General features: G+C 61.9%; 20 protein-coding genes. 15 read left to right on the top strand and 5 right to left on the bottom strand.

Annotated features, from left to right (window positions below; genetic code table 11):
- The first annotated feature begins 22 nt into the window (after nucleotides 1-22).
- From yfiR to yfiB, 3 genes are read left to right on the top strand one after another with little or no spacing between them, the layout of a single operon-like run.
- Complete coding sequence (gene yfiR, locus PSH84_RS08215) at nucleotides 23-598, top strand: regulatory sequestration protein YfiR (protein ID WP_305469596.1); 576 nt, start codon at nucleotides 23-25, stop codon at nucleotides 596-598.
- The gene (dgcN, locus tag PSH84_RS08220; protein ID WP_305469598.1) at nucleotides 595-1863 is read left to right on the top strand and encodes a diguanylate cyclase DgcN/YfiN; all 1269 of its coding nucleotides are present in this window, start codon (nucleotides 595-597) and stop codon (nucleotides 1861-1863) included. Before yfiR ends, dgcN begins: the two co-directional genes overlap by 4 nt.
- A 54-nt stretch (nucleotides 1864-1917) precedes the next feature.
- Nucleotides 1918-2370 (top strand): outer membrane lipoprotein YfiB, encoded by a 453-nt coding sequence (yfiB, locus tag PSH84_RS08225; RefSeq protein WP_122564877.1) that lies wholly within the window; start codon nucleotides 1918-1920, stop codon nucleotides 2368-2370.
- On the opposite strand, the gene PSH84_RS08230 is transcribed toward yfiB, so the two are convergent.
- Nucleotides 2367-3314, bottom strand: coding sequence for a LysR family transcriptional regulator (locus PSH84_RS08230; RefSeq protein ID WP_305469600.1), 948 nt, complete (start codon nucleotides 3312-3314; stop codon nucleotides 2367-2369). The two genes, yfiB and PSH84_RS08230, sit on opposite strands and share 4 nt — an antisense overlap.
- Before the next feature lie 139 nt (nucleotides 3315-3453).
- On the opposite strand from PSH84_RS08230, the gene PSH84_RS08235 reads away from it, so the two are divergent.
- Together PSH84_RS08235 and mmsB are read left to right on the top strand one after the other, a co-directional pair.
- Nucleotides 3454-4980, top strand: coding sequence for a CoA-acylating methylmalonate-semialdehyde dehydrogenase (locus PSH84_RS08235; protein ID WP_305482561.1), 1527 nt, complete (start codon nucleotides 3454-3456; stop codon nucleotides 4978-4980).
- A 10-nt stretch (nucleotides 4981-4990) separates the two neighbouring features.
- Nucleotides 4991-5878 carry a 3-hydroxyisobutyrate dehydrogenase gene (mmsB, locus tag PSH84_RS08240; RefSeq protein WP_122564862.1) on the top strand — a complete coding sequence of 296 codons (888 nt, stop codon included), beginning with the start codon at nucleotides 4991-4993 and terminating at the stop codon, nucleotides 5876-5878.
- Nucleotides 5879-6085: 207 nt separating this feature from the next.
- On the opposite strand, the gene PSH84_RS08245 is transcribed toward mmsB, so the two are convergent.
- Both PSH84_RS08245 and PSH84_RS08250 read right to left on the bottom strand, forming a co-directional pair.
- Complete coding sequence (locus tag PSH84_RS08245; protein WP_024781087.1) at nucleotides 6086-6430, bottom strand: cupin domain-containing protein; 345 nt, start codon at nucleotides 6428-6430, stop codon at nucleotides 6086-6088.
- Between the two features lie 97 nt (nucleotides 6431-6527).
- The gene (locus tag PSH84_RS08250; protein WP_305482563.1) at nucleotides 6528-7409 is read right to left on the bottom strand and encodes a LysR substrate-binding domain-containing protein; all 882 of its coding nucleotides are present in this window, start codon (nucleotides 7407-7409) and stop codon (nucleotides 6528-6530) included.
- A 216-nt stretch (nucleotides 7410-7625) separates the two neighbouring features.
- Between PSH84_RS08250 and PSH84_RS08255 the strand changes: the two genes are divergently transcribed.
- Nucleotides 7626-8390, top strand: a complete 765-nt coding sequence (locus tag PSH84_RS08255; RefSeq protein WP_305482564.1) for a sulfite exporter TauE/SafE family protein — start codon at nucleotides 7626-7628, stop codon at nucleotides 8388-8390.
- Here PSH84_RS08255 and PSH84_RS08260 read toward each other — a convergent pair.
- Complete coding sequence (locus PSH84_RS08260; RefSeq protein WP_122564859.1) at nucleotides 8380-8694, bottom strand: putative quinol monooxygenase; 315 nt, start codon at nucleotides 8692-8694, stop codon at nucleotides 8380-8382. The two genes, PSH84_RS08255 and PSH84_RS08260, sit on opposite strands and share 11 nt — an antisense overlap.
- 200 nt (nucleotides 8695-8894) lie before the next feature.
- Between PSH84_RS08260 and mdaB the strand changes: the two genes are divergently transcribed.
- The 3 genes from mdaB (at nucleotide 8895) to PSH84_RS08275 (ending at nucleotide 11590) form a co-directional block, all read left to right on the top strand.
- Nucleotides 8895-9485 carry an NADPH:quinone oxidoreductase MdaB gene (gene mdaB, locus PSH84_RS08265; RefSeq protein WP_122564858.1) on the top strand — a complete coding sequence of 197 codons (591 nt, stop codon included), beginning with the start codon at nucleotides 8895-8897 and terminating at the stop codon, nucleotides 9483-9485.
- A gap of 197 nt (nucleotides 9486-9682) precedes the next feature.
- Nucleotides 9683-10594 carry a LysR family transcriptional regulator gene (locus PSH84_RS08270; RefSeq protein WP_122564857.1) on the top strand — a complete coding sequence of 304 codons (912 nt, stop codon included), beginning with the start codon at nucleotides 9683-9685 and terminating at the stop codon, nucleotides 10592-10594.
- Nucleotides 10595-10696: 102 nt separating this feature from the next.
- On the top strand, nucleotides 10697-11590 hold the full coding sequence (locus PSH84_RS08275) for an NAD-dependent epimerase/dehydratase family protein (RefSeq protein WP_305482565.1): 894 nt from the start codon (nucleotides 10697-10699) through the stop codon (nucleotides 11588-11590).
- 154 nt (nucleotides 11591-11744) lie between these two features.
- Here PSH84_RS08275 and PSH84_RS08280 read toward each other — a convergent pair whose 3' ends face one another.
- The gene (locus PSH84_RS08280; protein WP_305482566.1) at nucleotides 11745-13190 is read right to left on the bottom strand and encodes a SulP family inorganic anion transporter; all 1446 of its coding nucleotides are present in this window, start codon (nucleotides 13188-13190) and stop codon (nucleotides 11745-11747) included.
- Between the two features lie 312 nt (nucleotides 13191-13502).
- On the opposite strand from PSH84_RS08280, the gene PSH84_RS08285 reads away from it, so the two are divergent.
- From PSH84_RS08285 to PSH84_RS08310, 6 genes are all read left to right on the top strand, one after another.
- Nucleotides 13503-14852, top strand: coding sequence for a GntT/GntP/DsdX family permease (locus PSH84_RS08285; RefSeq protein ID WP_305482568.1), 1350 nt, complete (start codon nucleotides 13503-13505; stop codon nucleotides 14850-14852).
- A gap of 27 nt (nucleotides 14853-14879) precedes the next feature.
- Nucleotides 14880-15740 (top strand): MurR/RpiR family transcriptional regulator, encoded by an 861-nt coding sequence (locus tag PSH84_RS08290; protein ID WP_122569079.1) that lies wholly within the window; start codon nucleotides 14880-14882, stop codon nucleotides 15738-15740.
- 1 nt (nucleotide 15741) lies between these two features.
- Nucleotides 15742-17214, top strand: coding sequence for an N-acyl-D-amino-acid deacylase family protein (locus tag PSH84_RS08295; protein ID WP_305482570.1), 1473 nt, complete (start codon nucleotides 15742-15744; stop codon nucleotides 17212-17214).
- A gap of 134 nt (nucleotides 17215-17348) precedes the next feature.
- Entirely contained in the window at nucleotides 17349-17717 is a 369-nt protein-coding gene (locus PSH84_RS08300; RefSeq protein ID WP_003197565.1) for a glyoxalase superfamily protein, read from the top strand.
- A gap of 81 nt (nucleotides 17718-17798) precedes the next feature.
- The gene (locus PSH84_RS08305; RefSeq protein WP_305469608.1) at nucleotides 17799-18044 is read left to right on the top strand and encodes a FitA-like ribbon-helix-helix domain-containing protein; all 246 of its coding nucleotides are present in this window, start codon (nucleotides 17799-17801) and stop codon (nucleotides 18042-18044) included.
- Nucleotides 18041-18463, top strand: a complete 423-nt coding sequence (locus PSH84_RS08310) for a type II toxin-antitoxin system VapC family toxin (RefSeq protein ID WP_305482572.1) — start codon at nucleotides 18041-18043, stop codon at nucleotides 18461-18463. Before PSH84_RS08305 ends, PSH84_RS08310 begins: the two co-directional genes overlap by 4 nt.
- The last annotated feature ends 117 nt before the right edge of the window (nucleotides 18464-18580 follow it).

An 18580-nucleotide genomic window follows, 5' to 3' on the forward strand; every position in this document is an offset into this window, starting at 1 on the left:
TCGTCTGGACAAGAGACTATCCATGAACGTGCCTGTAGGGGAGGCAGTGCGCAGCAAGGGCTGGGGGCGTGTTCTGCTTGCCGGCCTTTTGTGTCTGCTGCCGCCTGTCACGGTGGCCGAGGAGCTAGCCGCCACGACTCAGGCCGAGCAGCGGGCAGAAGCGGTGACCCAGGTGGTATTGGGCATTCTCAGCTACGCCCGCTGGCCGGTGGAGCCCACCCAACTGCAACTGTGCATCGTCGGGCCGACTCAATACACCGACGATCTGGTCAAGGGTACCATCCAGGCCACGGGGCGGTCGGTGACGGTGCAGCGGCTGTTGGCCGATCATCCTGGTATCGCCACTGACTGCAACGCGGTCTACGTCGGCCGGCTGACCAATGATGAGCACACCCGTCTGTTTGCATCCTTGATCGGCAAGCCGGTGCTGAGCATCAGCGAAGGTGGCGACCAGTGCACCGTGGGGAGCCTGTTCTGCCTGCGGGTCGGCGATGAACAAGTGTCTTTCGAGGTCAACCTCGATTCGGTGGCGCGCAGTGGTGTGCGCATCCATCCCAGTGTGCTGCAGCTTTCCCGTCGCAGGCCGGCGACGCCATGAAGCAGAGCAAACCAAGGGTCCGTCCCACCCTGGGCTCGGTCATCGGTCGTGGTCATCTGATCGTCGCGTTGGTGGCCATCACCATGGCCAGTGTTTCCCTGACCTTGCTTGGCCTGCTGGCGTTGCGGGTCTACGCCGATCACAACCTGCACCTGATCGCTCGCTCGATCAACTACACCGTGGAAGCCGCCGTGGTCTTCGATGACTCGGCGGCGGCCACCGAAGCCCTGGCCTTGATCGCCTCCACCGAGGAGGTCGCCGATGCTCAGGTGTTCAATGAACATGGCCGTCTGCTGGCGCGCTGGCAGCGACCGCAAACCGGCCTGTTGTCGGAGCTGGAAGTGCACATTGCCAAGGCCTTCCTGGAAAAGCCCATCAGCCTGCCGATCGTTCATCAAGGGCAGAACATCGGCCGTATCGTGTTGGCGGGGCATGGCGGGAGCCTGTTGCGCTTTTTGCTCAGCGGCCTGGCGGGGATCATTCTGTGCACGGCGGTGAGTGCCTGGGTGGCGCTTTATCTGGCGCGGCGCCAGTTGCGGGCGATCACCGGACCGCTGCGCAGCCTGGCCGAGGTGGCCCACGCGGCCCGCAGCGAACGCGCCCTGGACCGACGCGTGCCGCCGGCCGCCATTGCTGAACTGGATAATTTGGCCAATGACTTCAACGCACTGCTCGATGAACTGGAGTCCTGGCAGACCCACCTGCAAAGCGAAAACGAAACCCTGGCCCACCAGGCCAGCCACGACAGCTTGACCGGCTTGCCGAACCGGGCGTTTTTCGAAGGCCGGCTGATTCGCGCCTTGCGCAATGCCAGCAAGCTCAATGAGCAAGTGGCCGTGTTGTACCTGGACAGCGACCGGTTCAAGGGTATCAATGACAACTTTGGCCATGCCGCCGGCGACGCGGTGCTGACGGCCGTGGCGACCCGGGTCCGGGCCCAGTTGCGCGAGGACGATTTGGTCGCGCGCTTGGGGGGCGACGAATTCGCCGTGCTGCTGGCGCCCCTGCACAAGGCCGAGGATGCCGAGCGGATCGCGGAAAAAATCATCGCCAGCATGGAAATGCCGATTCAATTGCCCGGCAACGCCTCCGTGTTGACCTCCCTCAGTATCGGCATTGCCGTCTACCCGGAGCATGGCGCCACACCCGGCACCCTGCTCCACGCCGCCGATGCGGCAATGTACCAAGCCAAACGCCTCGCCCGAGGCGGTCAACATACGGCGGGGTCGGATCACTCCGTCGCGGATCTTCAAACCAGGAGCTGACTTGTGCGTTTATATCCTCAAACTTCACTGCAACGGTTCATCGCGTTTTTGTTCATGGCTGCCCTGACCCTTACCGGTTGCCAGACCGCGCCGCAAAAAGGGCTTAGTCCTGCACAAATTGCCGTGCTCAAGGAGCAAGGCTTCAAATTGACTGACGAAGGTTGGGCTTTTGGTTTATCAGGCAAGGTACTGTTCGGCAGCGACGTGGAAAGCCTTAACCCAGCCAGCACCGAGATCGTCGAGCGAATTGGCAAGGCGCTGCTGGGGGCCGGAATCGAGCGGGTGCGGATCGACGGACATACCGACGCATCGGGTTCCCAAGCCTATAACGAGCAACTGTCGATACGTCGTGCCCTTAGCGTGAGCAAAGTATTGATAGGCGTAGGCATGCGTGAAGAAAACGTCCAATCGCGCGGTCTCGGTAGCAGCAAGCCGGTCGCCTCCAACGACACGGTCGAGGGCCGCACCGAAAACCGCCGTGTCGCCATCGTGGTCATCGCCGACTAGTCGGCGAACACCATCTCCCGGCTTTCGCCCATCAGCAATGGCTGGTTCTGCTCAGTCACCTCGCGGATGTAATCCCACAACAACGTAATCCGTTTCAGTTTCCTCAAGTCCTCCCGGCAGTACATCCAAAACTGCCGGGTCACGGTGATGTCCTCCGGCAGCACCGGCAACAACCGTGGGTCCTGGGCGGCGAGGAAGCAGGGCAGGATCGCCAGTGAGCGGCCTTGCTGCGCTGCCACGAATTGCGCGATCACGCTGGTGCTGCGCAGATGAGCATTGGCGCCCGGCAGGACGTTGGCCAGGTAGAGCAATTCGGAGCTGAACGCCAGGTCATCCACGTAGCTGATGAACGAGTGCTTGCCCAGGTCGGCCGGGCGCTGGATCGGTGGATGATTGTCCAGGTAGGGCTGGGTGGCGTAGAGCTGCAGCCGGTAGTCGCACAATTTGCAGCACACATACGGGCCATGCTCGGGGCGTTCGAGGGCGATGACGATATCGGCCTCGCGCTTGGACAGGCTGATGAAGTGCGGCAGCGGCAGGATGTCCACCGAAATGGCCGGGTAGGTGTCGACGAAATGGCTCAGTTGCGGGGTAATGAAGAAGCTGCCGAAGCCTTCGGTGCAGCCCATGCGCACGTGGCCGGACAGCGCGACGCCAGAGCCTGAAACCTGTTCGCAGGCCATGTGCAGGGTGCTTTCGATCGATTCGGCGTAACCCAGCAGGCGCTGGCCTTCGGCCGTCAGGACAAAGCCGTTGGTCCGGGATTTCTCGAACAGCAGCGTGCCCAGCGAAGTTTCCAGCGAGCTGATGCGTCGCGATACCGTGGTGTAGTCGACGGCCAGGCGCTTGGCGGCCGTGCTGGCCTTGCGGGTGCGGGCCACTTCGAGGAAAAACTTGAGGTCGTCCCAATTCAGCGACCCCAGGGAGGTGATGTTTTTTTGCATGATGGACCGGCTTTTATGTGCATTCTTATTAGAAGTTTGCACATCTATACTCCAAAAACCGTCTCATCACCAAGGGTGCGTATGCGCCTTGGTCTTTGCTGAACCAGCGCTCTCTATAAGAACAATCCCGGAGGCCAGCATGAACGTTTCCCTTACGCCCAGCGACACCGCCCTGCAAACCGTCAGACTGTTGATCGATGGCGAGTGGGTTGAATCCCAATCCAGCGAATGGCACGACATCGTCAACCCGGCCACCCAGGAGGTGTTGGCGAAGGTTCCGTTCGCCACGGCGTCGGAAGTCGATGCCGCCATCGCCGCTGCCCAGCGTGCTTTCCAGACTTGGAAACTGACGCCCATCGGTGCGCGGATGCGCATCATGCTCAAGCTCCAGGCGTTGATCCGCGAACATTCCAAGCGTATTGCCGCGGTGCTTAGCGCCGAACAGGGCAAGACCATCGCTGACGCCGAGGGCGATATTTTCCGCGGCCTGGAAGTGGTCGAGCACGCCTGTTCCATCGGCACCCTGCAGATGGGCGAGTTCGCCGAGAACGTCGCCGGTGGTGTGGACACCTACACGCTGCGCCAGCCGATCGGGGTGTGCGCGGGCATTACGCCGTTCAACTTCCCAGCGATGATTCCGCTGTGGATGTTCCCGATGGCCATCGCCTGCGGCAACACCTTTGTGCTCAAACCGTCGGAACAGGATCCGCTGTCGACCATGCTGTTGGTGGAGTTGGCGATCGAGGCTGGCGTACCGGCGGGTGTGCTCAACGTGGTGCACGGCGGCAAGGATGTGGTGGATGCGCTCTGCACCCACCAGGACATCAAGGCGGTCTCCTTCGTCGGCTCGACGGCGGTCGGTACCCATGTGTATGACCTGGCGGGTCGCCATGGCAAGCGCGTGCAGTCGATGATGGGCGCCAAGAACCACGCGGTGGTGCTGCCCGATGCCAATCGTGAGCAGACCCTCAACGCCTTGGTCGGTGCCGGTTTCGGCGCGGCGGGCCAGCGTTGCATGGCCACCTCCGTGGTGGTGATGGTGGGCGCGGCCAAACAATGGTTGCCAGAGCTCAAGGCCTTGGCGCAGAAGCTCAAGGTCAACGCCGGCAGCGAGCCGGGCACGGACGTCGGCCCGGTGATTTCCAAGCGGGCCAAGGCACGCATCCTCGAATTGATCGAGAGTGGCGTGAAGGCAGGGGCGAAGCTGGAACTCGATGGCCGAGACATCAGCGTGCCAGGCTTCGAGCAGGGTAACTTCGTCGGCCCGACCCTGTTTTCCGGCGTGACCACCGACATGCGCATCTACACCGAAGAAATCTTCGGCCCGGTGCTAGTGGTGCTGGAGGTCGACACCCTGGATCAAGCGATTGCCCTGGTCAACGCCAATCCATTCGGTAACGGCACCGGCCTGTTCACCCAGAGCGGTGCGGCGGCGCGCAAATTCCAGAGCGAAATCGACGTTGGCCAGGTGGGCATCAATATCCCGATCCCGGTGCCGGTGCCGTTCTTCAGCTTCACCGGTTCCCGCGGTTCGAAACTCGGCGACCTCGGTCCGTACGGCAAACAAGTGGTGCAGTTCTACACTCAGACCAAGACCGTGACCGCGCGCTGGTTCGATGATGACAGCGTCAATGACGGTGTGAACACCACCATCAATTTGCGTTAAGGAGCCGGACATGAACATCGCATTTATCGGCCTGGGCAACATGGGCGCCCCCATGGCGCGCAACCTGCTCAAGGCCGGCCATTCGCTGAACCTGTTCGACTTGAACCAGACGGTGCTGGCCGAGCTGGCGGCATTGGGCGGCACAATCAGCGCCTCGCCTCGCGACGCGGCCCAGGGCGCGGCACTGGTGATCACCATGCTGCCGGCCGCCGCCCATGTGCGTAGCGTCTGGCTGGGTGAAGACGGTGTGCTGGCCGGCATCGCCGCCGGTACGCCGGCTGTGGATTGCAGCACCATCGATCCACAAACCGCTCGCGACGTGGCGGCTGCCGCTGCGAAACAAGGGGTGGCGATGGCCGATGCGCCCGTTTCGGGCGGCACCGGCGGCGCGGCGGCGGGCACGTTGACCTTCATGGTCGGCGCCACGCCCGAGCTGTTCGCCACCTTGCAACCGGTGTTGGCGCAAATGGGCCGTAACATCGTGCATTGCGGGGAGGTCGGCACCGGGCAGATCGCCAAGATCTGCAACAACCTGCTGCTGGGGATTTCCATGGTGGGCGTCAGCGAGGCCATGGCGCTGGGCGATGCCTTGGGGATCGACACCCAGGTGCTGGCCGGGATCATCAACAGCTCGACGGGCCGTTGCTGGAGTTCGGACACCTACAACCCGTGGCCGGGCGTGATCGAAACGGCGCCGGCGTCCCGTGGCTACACGGGTGGCTTTGGCGCCGACCTGATGCTCAAGGACCTGGGCCTGGCGACCGAAGCCGCGCGGCAAGCCCATCAGCCGGTGGTGCTGGGGGCGGTGGCGCAGCAGTTGTACCAGGCGATGAGCCAGCGGGGCGAGGGCGGCAAGGACTTTTCGGCAATTGTTAACAGCTATCGCAAGCCGCAGTAAGAGCGACGATATCGACGAGCTTTTATGGCGAGGGGAATTGTGGGAGCAAGGCTTGCCCGCGATTACAGGCGATGCTGTCTCTAAGGGAACGAGGTGCCTGCATCGCGGGCAAGCCTTGCTCCCACAGATGACTTCCTCGCTACAGAGGTTGTGCAATCCAGGTTGTTTTCCGAGAGACCATGTCGGGTGGTCTCTCGGTTTTTTGTTTCAGGCAAAGACGAAATATTTGCGCACGGTCTCGACCACTTCCCACGTGCCTTTCATGCCTGGCTCGATGACGAAGATATCACCGGCGCGCAGATGGATCGGTTCCATGCCCTCTGGGGTGATGATGCAGTAGCCTTCCTGGAAATGGCAGTACTCCCACTTCACGTATTCCACATACCATTTGCCGGGTGTGCAGATCCAGGTGCCCATGATCTTGCTGCCGTCTTCGCTGGTGTAGGCGTTGAGGTTGACGGTGTGCGGGTCGCCTTCGAGTTTTTCCCATTTGCAGGCATCGAGTACGGGCAGCGGATGGGTGTCGCGCAGGACGGTGATGGGTGCGGTCATGTGAACTCCGAAAGGGGCGGAAGAGAACAGGCACCCTAACCCGTGGCATAGGCGGGTAGATGCCTGTGGTCGACATCGGGCTATCCAGAAGCGCGCATCAATCGGCCAGATGCCGAGCCAGGGCCGTGGCGTAGGCCGGCAAACCGTCGAAGGTGCGGGCGCACAGCAGCAGCGCCCGGTGAGTCCAGGCCTCTTGCAACGGGACGCAGTGATACGAAGTCTCGGGCGGGCGTCGGTCGATGGCCGCCTTCGGCACGATGGCGATGCCTGCGCCATGGGCGACCATGCGAATCATGCCGTCGAAGCCATCGGCGCGAATGCGGATTTGCATGCGTGAGCCGATGTGCAGGGCCTGTTCTTCCAGATGAATCGCCAGGGCGCTGGAAGCGTTCAGACCGACGTAGTCGTGGCTGAGGGTCTCGCTGAAACGCACGGTTCGACCGTCAGCCAGGGGATGTCCGGTCGGTAGGATCAATACCAGCGGATCGTCGCGAAACGGCCAGGCCTGAAGGCCATTGGTGTCCACCGCGTCGGAAACGATCCCCAGGTCCGCCGCGCCCTGGCGCAGCGCATGGGTGATCCGTGAGCTGGGCAATTCCTGCAAGTCGATGTCGAGGTTGGGATGGGCCTTGAGGAAGCCGGCCAGCAGTTCGGGCAGGTATTCGGTCATGGCGCTGGTGTTGCACAACAATCGCACCCGGCCTTTGACGCCCTTGGCGTATTCGGCCAGGTCCTGTTGCAGGCGTTCGGCCTGTTGCAACAGGGTCCGGGCGTGCTCGGCCAGGGCCCTGCCGGGCGGCGTGGGTGATACGCCGCGCCGGCCGCGTTCAAGCAGGTCGATACCCAGGGAGGCTTCCATGGCCCGGACCCGCGCACTGGCCGCGGCCAGGGACAAATGGCTGCGGGCTGCGCCGGCGGTGATGTTGCCGGTGTCGAGGATGTTCAGGTAGAGGCGCAGGTCGGTGAGGTCGAAGTGCATGGGCGATATGATCCTGTGCCGGGTTCTGTGGTGGCTGATCTGGCGCCTTCGCGAGCAAGCCCGCTCCCACAGGGGGATTGCATTTCAAATGTGGGAGCGGGCTTGCTCGCGAAGGCGGCGGTAGAACCAACAAAATTATTAGCCTCTTGCTACAAGAGAGGCATCCTCAGTATATGGCAGATTTTCAAGCCAAGCCCCGGGGCGCACGATACCCCCATGAACACACTCATCGCTTTCTATCAGAACCTCGGCTTGGCCCTGTCTATGCTGGTCATCGGCACCTTCCTGCTGGCCGGCACCATCAAGGGCGTAATCGGCCTAGGGCTGCCGACCATCTCCATGGGGCTACTCGGGCTGGCTATGGCGCCGGCGCAGGCTGCGGCGCTGCTCATCATCCCGGCAACCCTGACCAATCTCTGGCAATTGGCGTTCGGCGGCCATCTTCAAGCGCTGATCCGACGCCTGTGGCCGTTGCTGTTGGCGATTTTCATTGGCACCGGGCTCGGTACGCTGTGGCTCGGCATGACGGGCGGGGCTTGGGTGGTGCGGGCCTTGGGCGGAGCGTTGTTGCTGTATGCGCTGAGCGGGCTGTTGCTGCCAACGTTGCGGGTCGGTCCCGATGCCGAGCCGTGGATCGCTCCGCTTTGTGGGCTGTTGACCGGCCTCATCACGTCCGCCACCGGTGTGTTCGTCATTCCGGCGGTGCCCTATCTGCAAGCGCTGGGTTTGAGCAAGGATGAACTGGTGCAGGCCCTGGGCCTGTCATTCACCGTTTCTACCCTGGCCCTGGCCGCCGGCCTGTTATGGCGCGGCGAGCTGGGTGGGGGCGAATTGAGCGCTTCGTTGCTGGCGCTGGCACCGGCGCTGCTGGGGATGTGGCTGGGGCAATGGTTGCGCCAGCGGATCAGCGCCGTGTTGTTCAAACGGGTATTTTTCATCGGCCTCGGCATGCTTGGCGGCCATCTGCTGATCAGCGGTTAGCCGAGGACGGGCTGAGCATATCGACGCGGCGGATGTCGAAGTCGCGCTCCAGATAGTCCATGCGTTGCTCGAAGAATTGCCGCATATGCGGCAGATTCGAGTGCACGTCCAGGTGCGCCTGGGAGGCCCAGATCTCATAAAAGATAAACAGCGTTGGATCCTGCTGGTCCCGCAGCATGTGATATTCGATGCAGCCGGGCTCGGCGCGGCTTGGCTCGACATAGGCGCGGAACAGCGCTTCGAAGGCCTCGGCTTTTTCCGGGCGGGTCTTGGCGTGCAGGATGAAACCGTGCAGTTCGCTCATCGAGATGGCTCCTGAAATAAAAGAGGTGTCGGAGCTTACGGCAATAATCGAGCGTCGATTCGTGCGTTTTGGTCAAAACAATTTTGCCGTTACGGTGCTTATTCCACGCGAGGCTCATCGGTACTCTGCCGCCATCATTTTCAACCTTCCATGCTGCGGTCAGCCAACGGCCCACGCTGTGGAACCCGATGAGGCTCCCCATGAAAAAAGTCCTGTTGCTCAACGGCGGCAAACAATTCGCCCACTCCGACGGCCGCTACAACGCCACCCTCCACGACACGGCGCTCAGCGTGCTGGACCGTGGCGGTTTTGACGTGAAAACCACCTTCATCGACGGCGGCTACGACCTCAAGGAGGAAGTTGCCAAGTTCCTCTGGGCCGATGTGATCATTTACCAGATGCCCGGTTGGTGGATGGGCGCGCCGTGGACCGTGAAGAAATACATCGACGAAGTCTTCACCGAAGGCCACGGCAGCCTCTATGCCAGCGACGGTCGGACCCGTTCCGATGCCTCGCAGAAGTACGGCAGCGGCGGCCTGATCCAGGGCAAGCAATACATGTTGTCCCTGACCTGGAACGCCCCGCAGCAAGCCTTTGACGACCCGACCGACTTCTTCGAAGCCAAGGGCGTGGACGCGGTGTACTTCCCGTTCCACAAGGCCAATCAGTTCCTCGGCATGACCGGTTTGCCGACCTTCCTGTGCGTGGACGTGATGAAGCGCCCGAACATCGAAGAGGATGTGGCGCGGTATGAGCGGCATTTGATCGAGGTGTTCGGCCTGAAGGCGTGACCTGTCTTTTACCTCACATCCCGATACTATCCTGTGGCGGGTGGTAAACCTGTGCTGTGGGAGCAAAGCTTGCTCGCGAAACAGACGCCTCGGTTCCCGAAAGACCGCAGCGTTTTGATCGCGAGCAAGCTTTGCTCCCACTTGGGGGTGGGGATAAATCCCCTCACCACAAGAGTGATCAATCGACAGGGGGATACGTGAAAGCCAGATCCGACGAGTTGCAGATTTTCGTCTGCGTGATCGAGTGCGGATCGATCTCCGCCGCTGCCGAGCAGGTCGGGCAGACGCCGTCGGCGGTCAGTCGCACGTTGTCGCGGCTGGAGGCCAAGCTCGACACCACGCTGATCAACCGCACCACGCGGCGCATGGACCTGACCGAGGAGGGCAAGTATTTCTTCGAACAGGCCAAAGGCATTCTCGACCAGATGGATGAGCTGGAGGAGCGCCTGTCGTCCCGCCAGAAGAATCCCGCAGGACGCTTGCGGATCAACGCGGCCTCGCCGTTCATGCTGCACGCCATCGTCCCGCACATCGAAGAATTTCGCCGGCTTTACCCAGACATCCAGCTCGAACTCAACAGCAACGACCTGATCATCGACTTGCTGGAGCAAAGCACCGACATCGCCATCCGCATCGGCACCCTCAGCGACTCGACGCTTCACGCCCGTTCCCTGGGTTGCAGCCCGTTGCACATCCTGGCCAGCCCGGCCTATTTGAAGCGGCACGGTACACCCGCAAGCGTCGCCGAGCTGGCGGAGCATGCGCTGCTGGGGTTTGCCCAGAACGACGGCCTCAACCAGTGGCCGCTGCGCCACCAACATGGCGACCGCTGGCCGATCCAGCCCGCCATCAGCGCGTCCAGCGGCGAGACCGTGCGTCACTTGGCGCTGCAAGGGCAGGGCATTGCCTGCCTGTCGGATTTCATGACCCGCGAAGACATCCATACCGGTCGACTGAAGGTACTGCTGGCCGACGCCAACAGCGGTTATCGCCAGCCAATCAACGCGGTGTACTACCGCAACTCGCAACTGGCCCTGCGGATCCAGTGCTTCCTGGACTTCATCCAGGGCAAGCTCGCCGACTACGCCTCGCGGGATTTCAAAGGCTGATTCGTGACTTCAAGGCAAGAGTGATTTGGGCAATGTGGACTGTTTCGGCAAGGACCCGTCCTCGATACTCGTCCCATCACTGATGTTGCCAAGGAGTTATTCATGAACGTATTCATCACCGGCGCTGCCGGTTTTATCGGCGGTTCCATTGCCACCGGCCTGGCACGCGCCGGGCATCAAGTTCGCGGTCTGGTGCGCAGCGCCGAACAGGCGAGCGAACTCACTGTGCTGGGCATCGAGCCGGTCATTGGCACCCTCGAAGACAGCGCGTTGCTCACCGAACAGGCCCGTGTCGCCGATGCTGTGATCAATGCCGCCAGCAGCGATCATCGTGGTGCGGTCGAAGCCTTGATCGAAGGCCTTAAAGGCTCGAACAAGGTGCTGTTGCACACCAGCGGTTCGAGCATCGTCGGCGATGCTTCCGGTGGTCGTCACAGCGATGTCATCTACCAGGAAGGCCATCTGCCGCCACCCACTGCCGACAAAGCGGCCCGTGTCGCCATCGACAATCTGGTCCTGGATGCCGCCCGGCAAGGCGTGAACTCGGCGGTGATCTGCAACACCTTGATCTACGGTCACAGCCTGGGGGTCAAGCGTGACAGTGTGCAGCTGCCACGTCTGCTCAAGCAGGCGCGCAAGAGTGGCGTGGTGCGGCATGTGGGGCCGGGGCAGAACATCTGGTCCAACGTGCACATCGAAGACGTGGTCGAGCTGTACAAATTGGCCCTGACCCGCAACGTACCCGGCACGTTCTATTTCGTCGAAAGCGGCGAGGCCTCGTTCATCGACATGACCACGGCCATGGCCGGTGCGCTGAAACTGGGCGAGCCGCAAGATTGGCCACTGGCCGAAGCCGAGGCCGAATGGGGTTACGAAATGGCCAACTATGGCCTGGGTTCCAACAGCCGTGTGCGAGGCAAGAACGCCCGTGAGTTGCTGGGGTGGACGCCGAAGCGGACGTCGGTGGTGGAGTGGATTCTTGATGAGATGGTGTGAGTACCCTCCAAGCTGAGGATATCCATCAGTAAAAACATAGGACCTGTGGGAGCGAGCTTGCTCGCGATGGCGCCGGGTCAGTCAGTAGTGAAGTTGGCTGACCCACCGCTATCGCGAGCAAGCTCGCTCCCACAGGTTTTTGTTTGGTGTTGCTTCAGTCGTGCTGCACACCCGCGCGCTTGAGCATTTGTTTGCAACGCTCGGACAGGTGAAACACCCGCAGGTGCTTGCCGGCCTTGCTGTAGCGCTCACGCAGGGTCTTGAGCGCGGCGACGGCCGAGTAGTCGACGAAGCGCAAGTGACGGCAGTCGAGGGTCACCAGGGCCGGGTCGTTGGCCGGGTCGAACTGGTTGAGAAACGGCGTCGACGAGGCGAAGAATAGCGTGCCGTGCAGGCGATAGAGCTTGCTGCCGTCGGCTTCTTGGTGGGTGTCGGCGTACAGCTCCCGGGCCTGTTGCCAGGCGAAGTTGAGCGCCGCGATGATGATCCCGCAGAGCACGGCGACAGCCAGGTCGGTAAACACCGTGATCACCGTCACCGCGATGATGACCAGCACATCGTTGGCCGGCACTTTGTTGACCACCCGCAACGATGCCCAGGCGAAGGTCTGCTGGGACACCACGAACATCACGCCCACCAGCGCCGCCAGCGGGATGCGCTCGATCAGCGGCGACAGGAACAACACGAACAGCAACACCATCACCCCGGCCACGACGCCCGATAACCGTCCGCGTCCGCCCGAGCTGAGGTTGATCATCGTCTGGCCGATCATGGCGCAACCGCCCATGCCGCCCAGCAGCCCGGAAGCCATGTTGGCCGCGCCCAACGCCACGCATTCACGGTCCGGATAACCGCGGCTCTCGGTGATTTCATCCGTCAGGTTCAAGGTCAGCAAGGTTTCCAGCAAACCGACCATCGCCATGATCACCGCGTAGGGTGCGATGATCTGCAAGGTCTCCAGGTTCCAGGGAATGTCCGGCAGGGCAAAGGTCGGCAAGCCGCCGGCGATGTGGGCCATGTCGCCCAGCGTTCGGGTCGGCAGGCCGAGCAGCTCGACCGCCAGGCCCACACCGAGGATGGCCACCAAGGCCGGCGGCACGCTGCGGGTCAGGCGCGGCAGCAGGTAGACGATGGCCATGGTCAATGCCACCAGGCCGGCCATCAGGTACAGCGGCGGGCCGCTCAGCCAGGCCTCGCCATTCTTGAAGTGTTCCAACTGGGCCAGGGCAATGACGATCGCCAGGCCGTTGACGAAGCCGAGCATCACTGGGTGCGGCACCATGCGCACCAGCTTGCCCAGTCGCAACAACCCGAACGCCATCATGATCAGTCCGCCCAGCAGCACGGTCGCCAACAGGTACTGCACACCGTGCTGCACCACCAGCGCGACGATCACCACGGCCATCGACCCCGCCGCGCCTGACACCATCCCGGGCCGACCGCCGAACAATGCGGTCAGCGTGCAGAGGATGAACGCGCCGTACAGCCCCATCAGCGGATTGAGGTGGGCCACCAGGGCGAAGGCGATGCACTCCGGGAGCAAGGCGAAAGAGGTGGTGAGGCCGGCGAGGGTGTCGGCGCGAAGACGTGCTGATTTCATGATTTACCTGACTGGGCGCCGGTGGAGCGTCGACTGCCGGGGAGTGGTGCAAAAAAAACAGGGGGCGATGGTACGGAATTGAGGGCTGCGCGGCCAGCCATTGTGGCGAGGGGATAAATCCCCTCGCCACAGGAGGTCAATTGCGGGATGAAAGTCCGGGGGTGAATTTTCATAGCCGCTGCTTCGCGATGTCCGTCAGCGACAAGTGTTACCTGTGCGCGAAAATTACTTTCAGTGGGTTTGAAGATTCTTCGTCGAAATGATTTATGAGTTTCACAACACATCGACGTGACCCCATCCGAGGAGTAACGCATGGCACCTGCTTTCGGTTATTGGCTATTGGTCTACGCGGCCATCGCCATCATCGCGCTGATCGTTCTGATCGCCCGTTATCGGCTCAATCCATTCATCGTGATTACCCTGGTCTCCATTGGCCTGGCGCTGCTGGCCGGGATGCCGCCCTCGGGCGTGGTCGGGGCGTACGAGGCGGGTGTCGGCAAGACGCTGGGCCACATTGCGCTGGTGGTGGCCTTGGGCACGATGCTCGGCAAGATGATGGCCGAGTCCGGCGGGGCGGAGCGAATGGCCCAGACACTGATCGAACGCTTCGGCGAGCGTAACGCCCACTGGGCGATGGTGTGCATTGCCTTCCTGGTGGGCTTGCCATTGTTCTTCGAAGTCGGCTTCGTGCTGTTGGTGCCCATTGCCTTCACCATCGCCCGGCGTGTGGGGGTGTCGATCCTGATGGTGGGGCTGCCAATGGTCGCCGGGCTTTCGGTGGTCCATGCACTGGTGCCGCCGCACCCGGCGGCGATGCTGGCGGTGCAGGCGTTCCAGGCCTCGGTGGGGCAGACCTTGCTGTACGCGATCCTGATCGGCATTCCCACCGCGATCATCGCCGGCCCGCTGTACGCCAAATTCATCGTGCCACGCATCCAGCTACCGGCCGAGAATCCGTTGGAACGACAATTCCTCGACCGTGAGCCACGCGCCAACCTGCCGGGCTTCGGCGTGACTCTGGGAACCATTCTGCTGCCGGTGATCCTGATGCTTATCGGCGGCTGGGCCAACCTGATCTCCACGCCGGGTAGCGGTTTCAACCAGTTCCTGCTGTTCATTGGTAACTCGGTGATCGCCCTGCTGCTGGCGACCATCCTCAGCTTCTGGACTCTCGGCCTGGCCCAGGGTTTCAATCGCGAGTCGATCCTCAAGTTCACCAACGAATGCCTGGCACCGACTGCCAGCATCACCTTGCTGGTAGGCGCCGGTGGCGGTTTGAACCGGATCCTGGTGGACGCCGGGGTCACGCAACAGATTGTCGGCCTGGCCCAGGAATTCCAGCTGTCGCCGCTGGTCATGGGCTGGCTGTTCGCCGCACTGATGCGTGTTGCCACGGGGTCGGCCACGGTGGCGATGACCACGGCCTCGGGCATCGTCGCGCCCGTGGCGATTGGCCTGGGTTATCCCCACGCCGAACTGCTGGTGCTAGCGACCGGTGCCGGGTCGGTTATCTTTTCCCACGTTAACGACGGCGGCTTCTGGCTGATCAAGGAATACTTCAATATGACCGTCACGCAAACCTTCAAGACCTGGACCGTGCTCGAAACGCTGATTTCCGTGGTCGCGTTCGCCTTGACCCTCGGGCTTTCGCGCTTGCTGTGAGCGCAACGCACCCCAACAGGAGTCGTCATGGACATCCTCTACCAGATCCGCTCCCGCCAGGATTCCTTCAGCGCCGGCGAAGGAAGAATCGCTCGCCTGATGCTCGAAGACGTCGGCTTTGCCGCCTCCGCCAGCCTCGATGAACTGGCCCAGCGGGCGGAAGTCAGCAGTGCCACGCTGTCGCGCTTCGCCCGTACCGTCGGCTGTCGCGACCTGCGGGACTTGCGCCTGCAACTGGCCCAGGCCAGCGGTGTCGGCAGCCGTTTCCTCGACCCGGCCGGCGCGCCGGAGCAATCGGCGTTTTATGGACAGATCGTCGGCGATATCGAGGCGACCCTGCGCCAGCATCTGTCGGCGTTCGAAGAGTCGCGGTTCGGCGATGCCGTGCGGATGATCGGCAAGGCCCGAATGATCCATGCGTTCGGCCTCGGTGGCTGGTCAGCGCTGTGCGGCGAGGAGTTGCAAGTACGGCTGGTGCGCTTCGGCTACCCGATCGCCGCCTGCCGCGACCCGGTGATGATGCGCATCACCGCCACTTCGCTGAGCGACCAGCATCTGGTCATCGCCTGTTCACTGACCGGTATCACACCGGAGCTGTTGAGCGCCGTTGAATTGGCCCGCAGCTACGGGGCGGCGATCCTGGCTATCACTCGTGCCGACTCGCCACTGGCCCAACTGGCCGACTGCGTGCTGCCCCTGCAAGGCGCCGAAACCTCGTTCATCTACAAACCCACGGCGGCACGCTACGGCATGCTGTTGGCCATCGATGTACTCGCCACCGAGCTGGCGCTGGCCCATCCCGAAGACAATCAAGAGCGCCTGCGGCGGGTCAAACTCGCCTTGGACGATTACCGCGGCGGCGACGATCACTTGCCGCTGGGAGACTGACATGCTGTACGACACGCTTATCCGCAATGCGCTGGTCATCGATGGCCGCAACACCCCCGGCTACCACGCCGACGTTGGCATTCGCGCGGGTCGCATCGAGCGCATCGGCGAGCTAGGCGATGCCCGGGCCGTGGAAGACATCGACGCCGCTGGCTGCGTGCTGGCGCCAGGCTTCATCGATGTGCACACCCACGACGACACGGTGGTCATTCGCCAACCGCAGATGCTGCCCAAGCTCAGCCAAGGCGTGACCACGGTGATCGTCGGCAACTGCGGCATCAGCGCTTCGCCGGTGAGCCTGCGGGGCGATCCGCCGGACCCGATGAACCTGCTCGGCACCGCCCAGGCGTTCGTCTACCCACGCTTTGCCGATTATCGTGGGGCGGTAGAAGCGGCTCTGCCTTCGGTCAACGTGGCCGCACTGGTCGGGCACACGGCGTTGCGCAGCAATCACATGGACGATTTGTTACGCACCGCCTCGGTGGGAGAAATCGCTGCCATGCGCCGGCAATTGCGCGAAAGCCTGGAGGCCGGTGCGCTGGGTTTGTCCACCGGCCTGGCCTACGCCAACGCGTTTTCAGCCTCCACCGACGAAGTCATGCAACTGACCGAAGAGTTGAGCGCATTCGGCGCCGTCTACACCACTCACCTGCGCAGCGAATTCGAACCGGTGCTCGAGGCCATGGACGAGGCGTTCCAGATCGGTCGACACGCGCAAAGTCCGGTGATCATTTCCCACCTCAAATGTGCAGGCGCCGGTAATTGGGGGCGTAGTCCGCAGGTGCTCGCGGCGTTGGAGCGCGCGGCGCAGACCCATCCGGTCGGCTGTGATTGCTATCCCTATGCGGCCAGCTCCTCGACCCTGGATCTCAAGCAGGTGACCGATGCCCATCGCATCACCATCACCTGGTCGACACCGCACCCGTCAATGGGCGGACGTGACCTGACCGACATCGCCCGCGAATGGGAGGTGTCGCTGTTGGACGCGGCGCAACGCCTGCAACCGGCTGGCGCGGTGTACTACGGTATGGATGAGGGCGACGTACGACGGATCCTCGCCCATCCGTTGTCCATGGTCGGCTCCGACGGTTTGCCCGAAGACCCGTTTCCCCATCCACGCTTGTGGGGCGCTTTCCCACGGGTACTGGGACATTTCAGTCGTGACGTCGGGCTTTTTCCGTTGCACACCGCCGTATACAAAATGACCGGCCTGTCGGCAGCGCGCTTTGGCCTCAAGCAGCGGGGGGAAATCCGTGAAGGCCATTGGGCGGACCTGGTGTTGTTCAATCCACACACCATCCGCGACGTGGCCGATTTCAACGAACCTCAACGGGCTGCCGAAGGGATTGATGGCGTGTGGGTCAATGGTGTCTTGAGCTATCGCGAAGGGCAGGCAAACGGGCGCCGGGAAGGGCGGTTCCTGGCGCGCGAGGGCGATCTGCGCCAGGGATTCAGGCCATCGAATAGCGTTTGATGGCGCGTTTGCGGCTGATATTGGATTAATTGGCGTCACAATAATGGCACTGCGACACTAAAGAAGCCGGGTTTAAAGCCGAAGCATTGGAGTCAACCCATCTACACTGGGTCTTTTCAGCCAGGGAGCAACCCATGAGCTTCGGTAAAACCACCCCGATCCTGCGGATCTTCGATGAAGCCAAGGCGTTGGCGTTCTACGTCGACTTTCTGGGCTTTACCGTCGACTGGCAACATCGCTTCGGTGACGATTTTCCGCTGTACCTGCAAGTCTCCCGCGGCGACTGCGTGCTGCACCTGTCCGAGCACCATGGCGATTGCACGCCGGGCTCGGCGTTGAGGATCGAGACCGATGAGCTGGAAGCCTTCCAGCAGCAATTGCTCGCCAAGCAATACCGTTACGCCCACCCACAGATCCAGGCCATGCCCTGGGGTAGCCAGGACATGGCGATCAGTGATCCGTTCGGGAATCGGTTGGTGTTTACCAATGCGATTAACGTGTGAGCCGTTGGGCATCTCCCTGGATCCTGCTAACGCAAGGTGTGTTAGCCTCAATCAATGATTTCATTGATTGCAGGGGGCATCATGGCCAGCATCACGATTCGAAACCTTGACGACCAGATCAAAGAACAACTGCGGATAGCCGCTGCCCATAATGGGCATTCGATGGAAGAAGAGGCCCGGTTGATCTTGGGGAAGGCATTGGCCTCTGTTAATCAAGCAGGAGGGCTTGGCAGCCGGATTCGTAACAGGTTCAGCGCAAGCGGTGGGGTTGAGCTCGATTTGCCTTCGCGACAGGAGAAGGCGAAGGCGGTGGATCTTTCCGAATGATCGTGCTCGATACCCATGTTCTGTCAGAGTTTATGCGGTCTGAGCCCGATGTTAGAGTGTTGGCTTGGGTCGACATGCTACCCGCGATGGATCTTGCGATTACTGCGGTGACCGTGGCAGAAATTCTCCATGGCATTGCTCGACTCCCATCCGGTAAGCGCAAACAAAAACTTGAAGCCCATGCGATGGCGATGTTCGAAGAAGACTTCGTCGGGCGAATATTTCCGTTTGACGCTCATGCCGCCGTTGAGTACGCGACGCTCGTGGCGAACTGCGAAGCAAGGGGGCGGGCGGTGTCGATGGCCGACGCGCAGATTGCCGCTATTTGCCGAGCCCATGGCACTTCGATCGCGACTCGAAATGTTCGGGATTTTGAGTTCTCCGGGATCGAGGTAATCAATCCCTGGCAGTCCGAATAATGGGTTTTATCTGACCGTTCACGCGTTTCAGGCCATACCCTGGAACCCAGGGCATGGCCGTCAATGCTCGGTTCATATACCCAATATGAACCGATCAAGTTCTGGATCAAGACGCCC

The organism is Pseudomonas beijingensis, assembly GCF_030687295.1.
Classification (GTDB): Bacteria; Pseudomonadota; Gammaproteobacteria; order Pseudomonadales; family Pseudomonadaceae; genus Aquipseudomonas; species Aquipseudomonas beijingensis.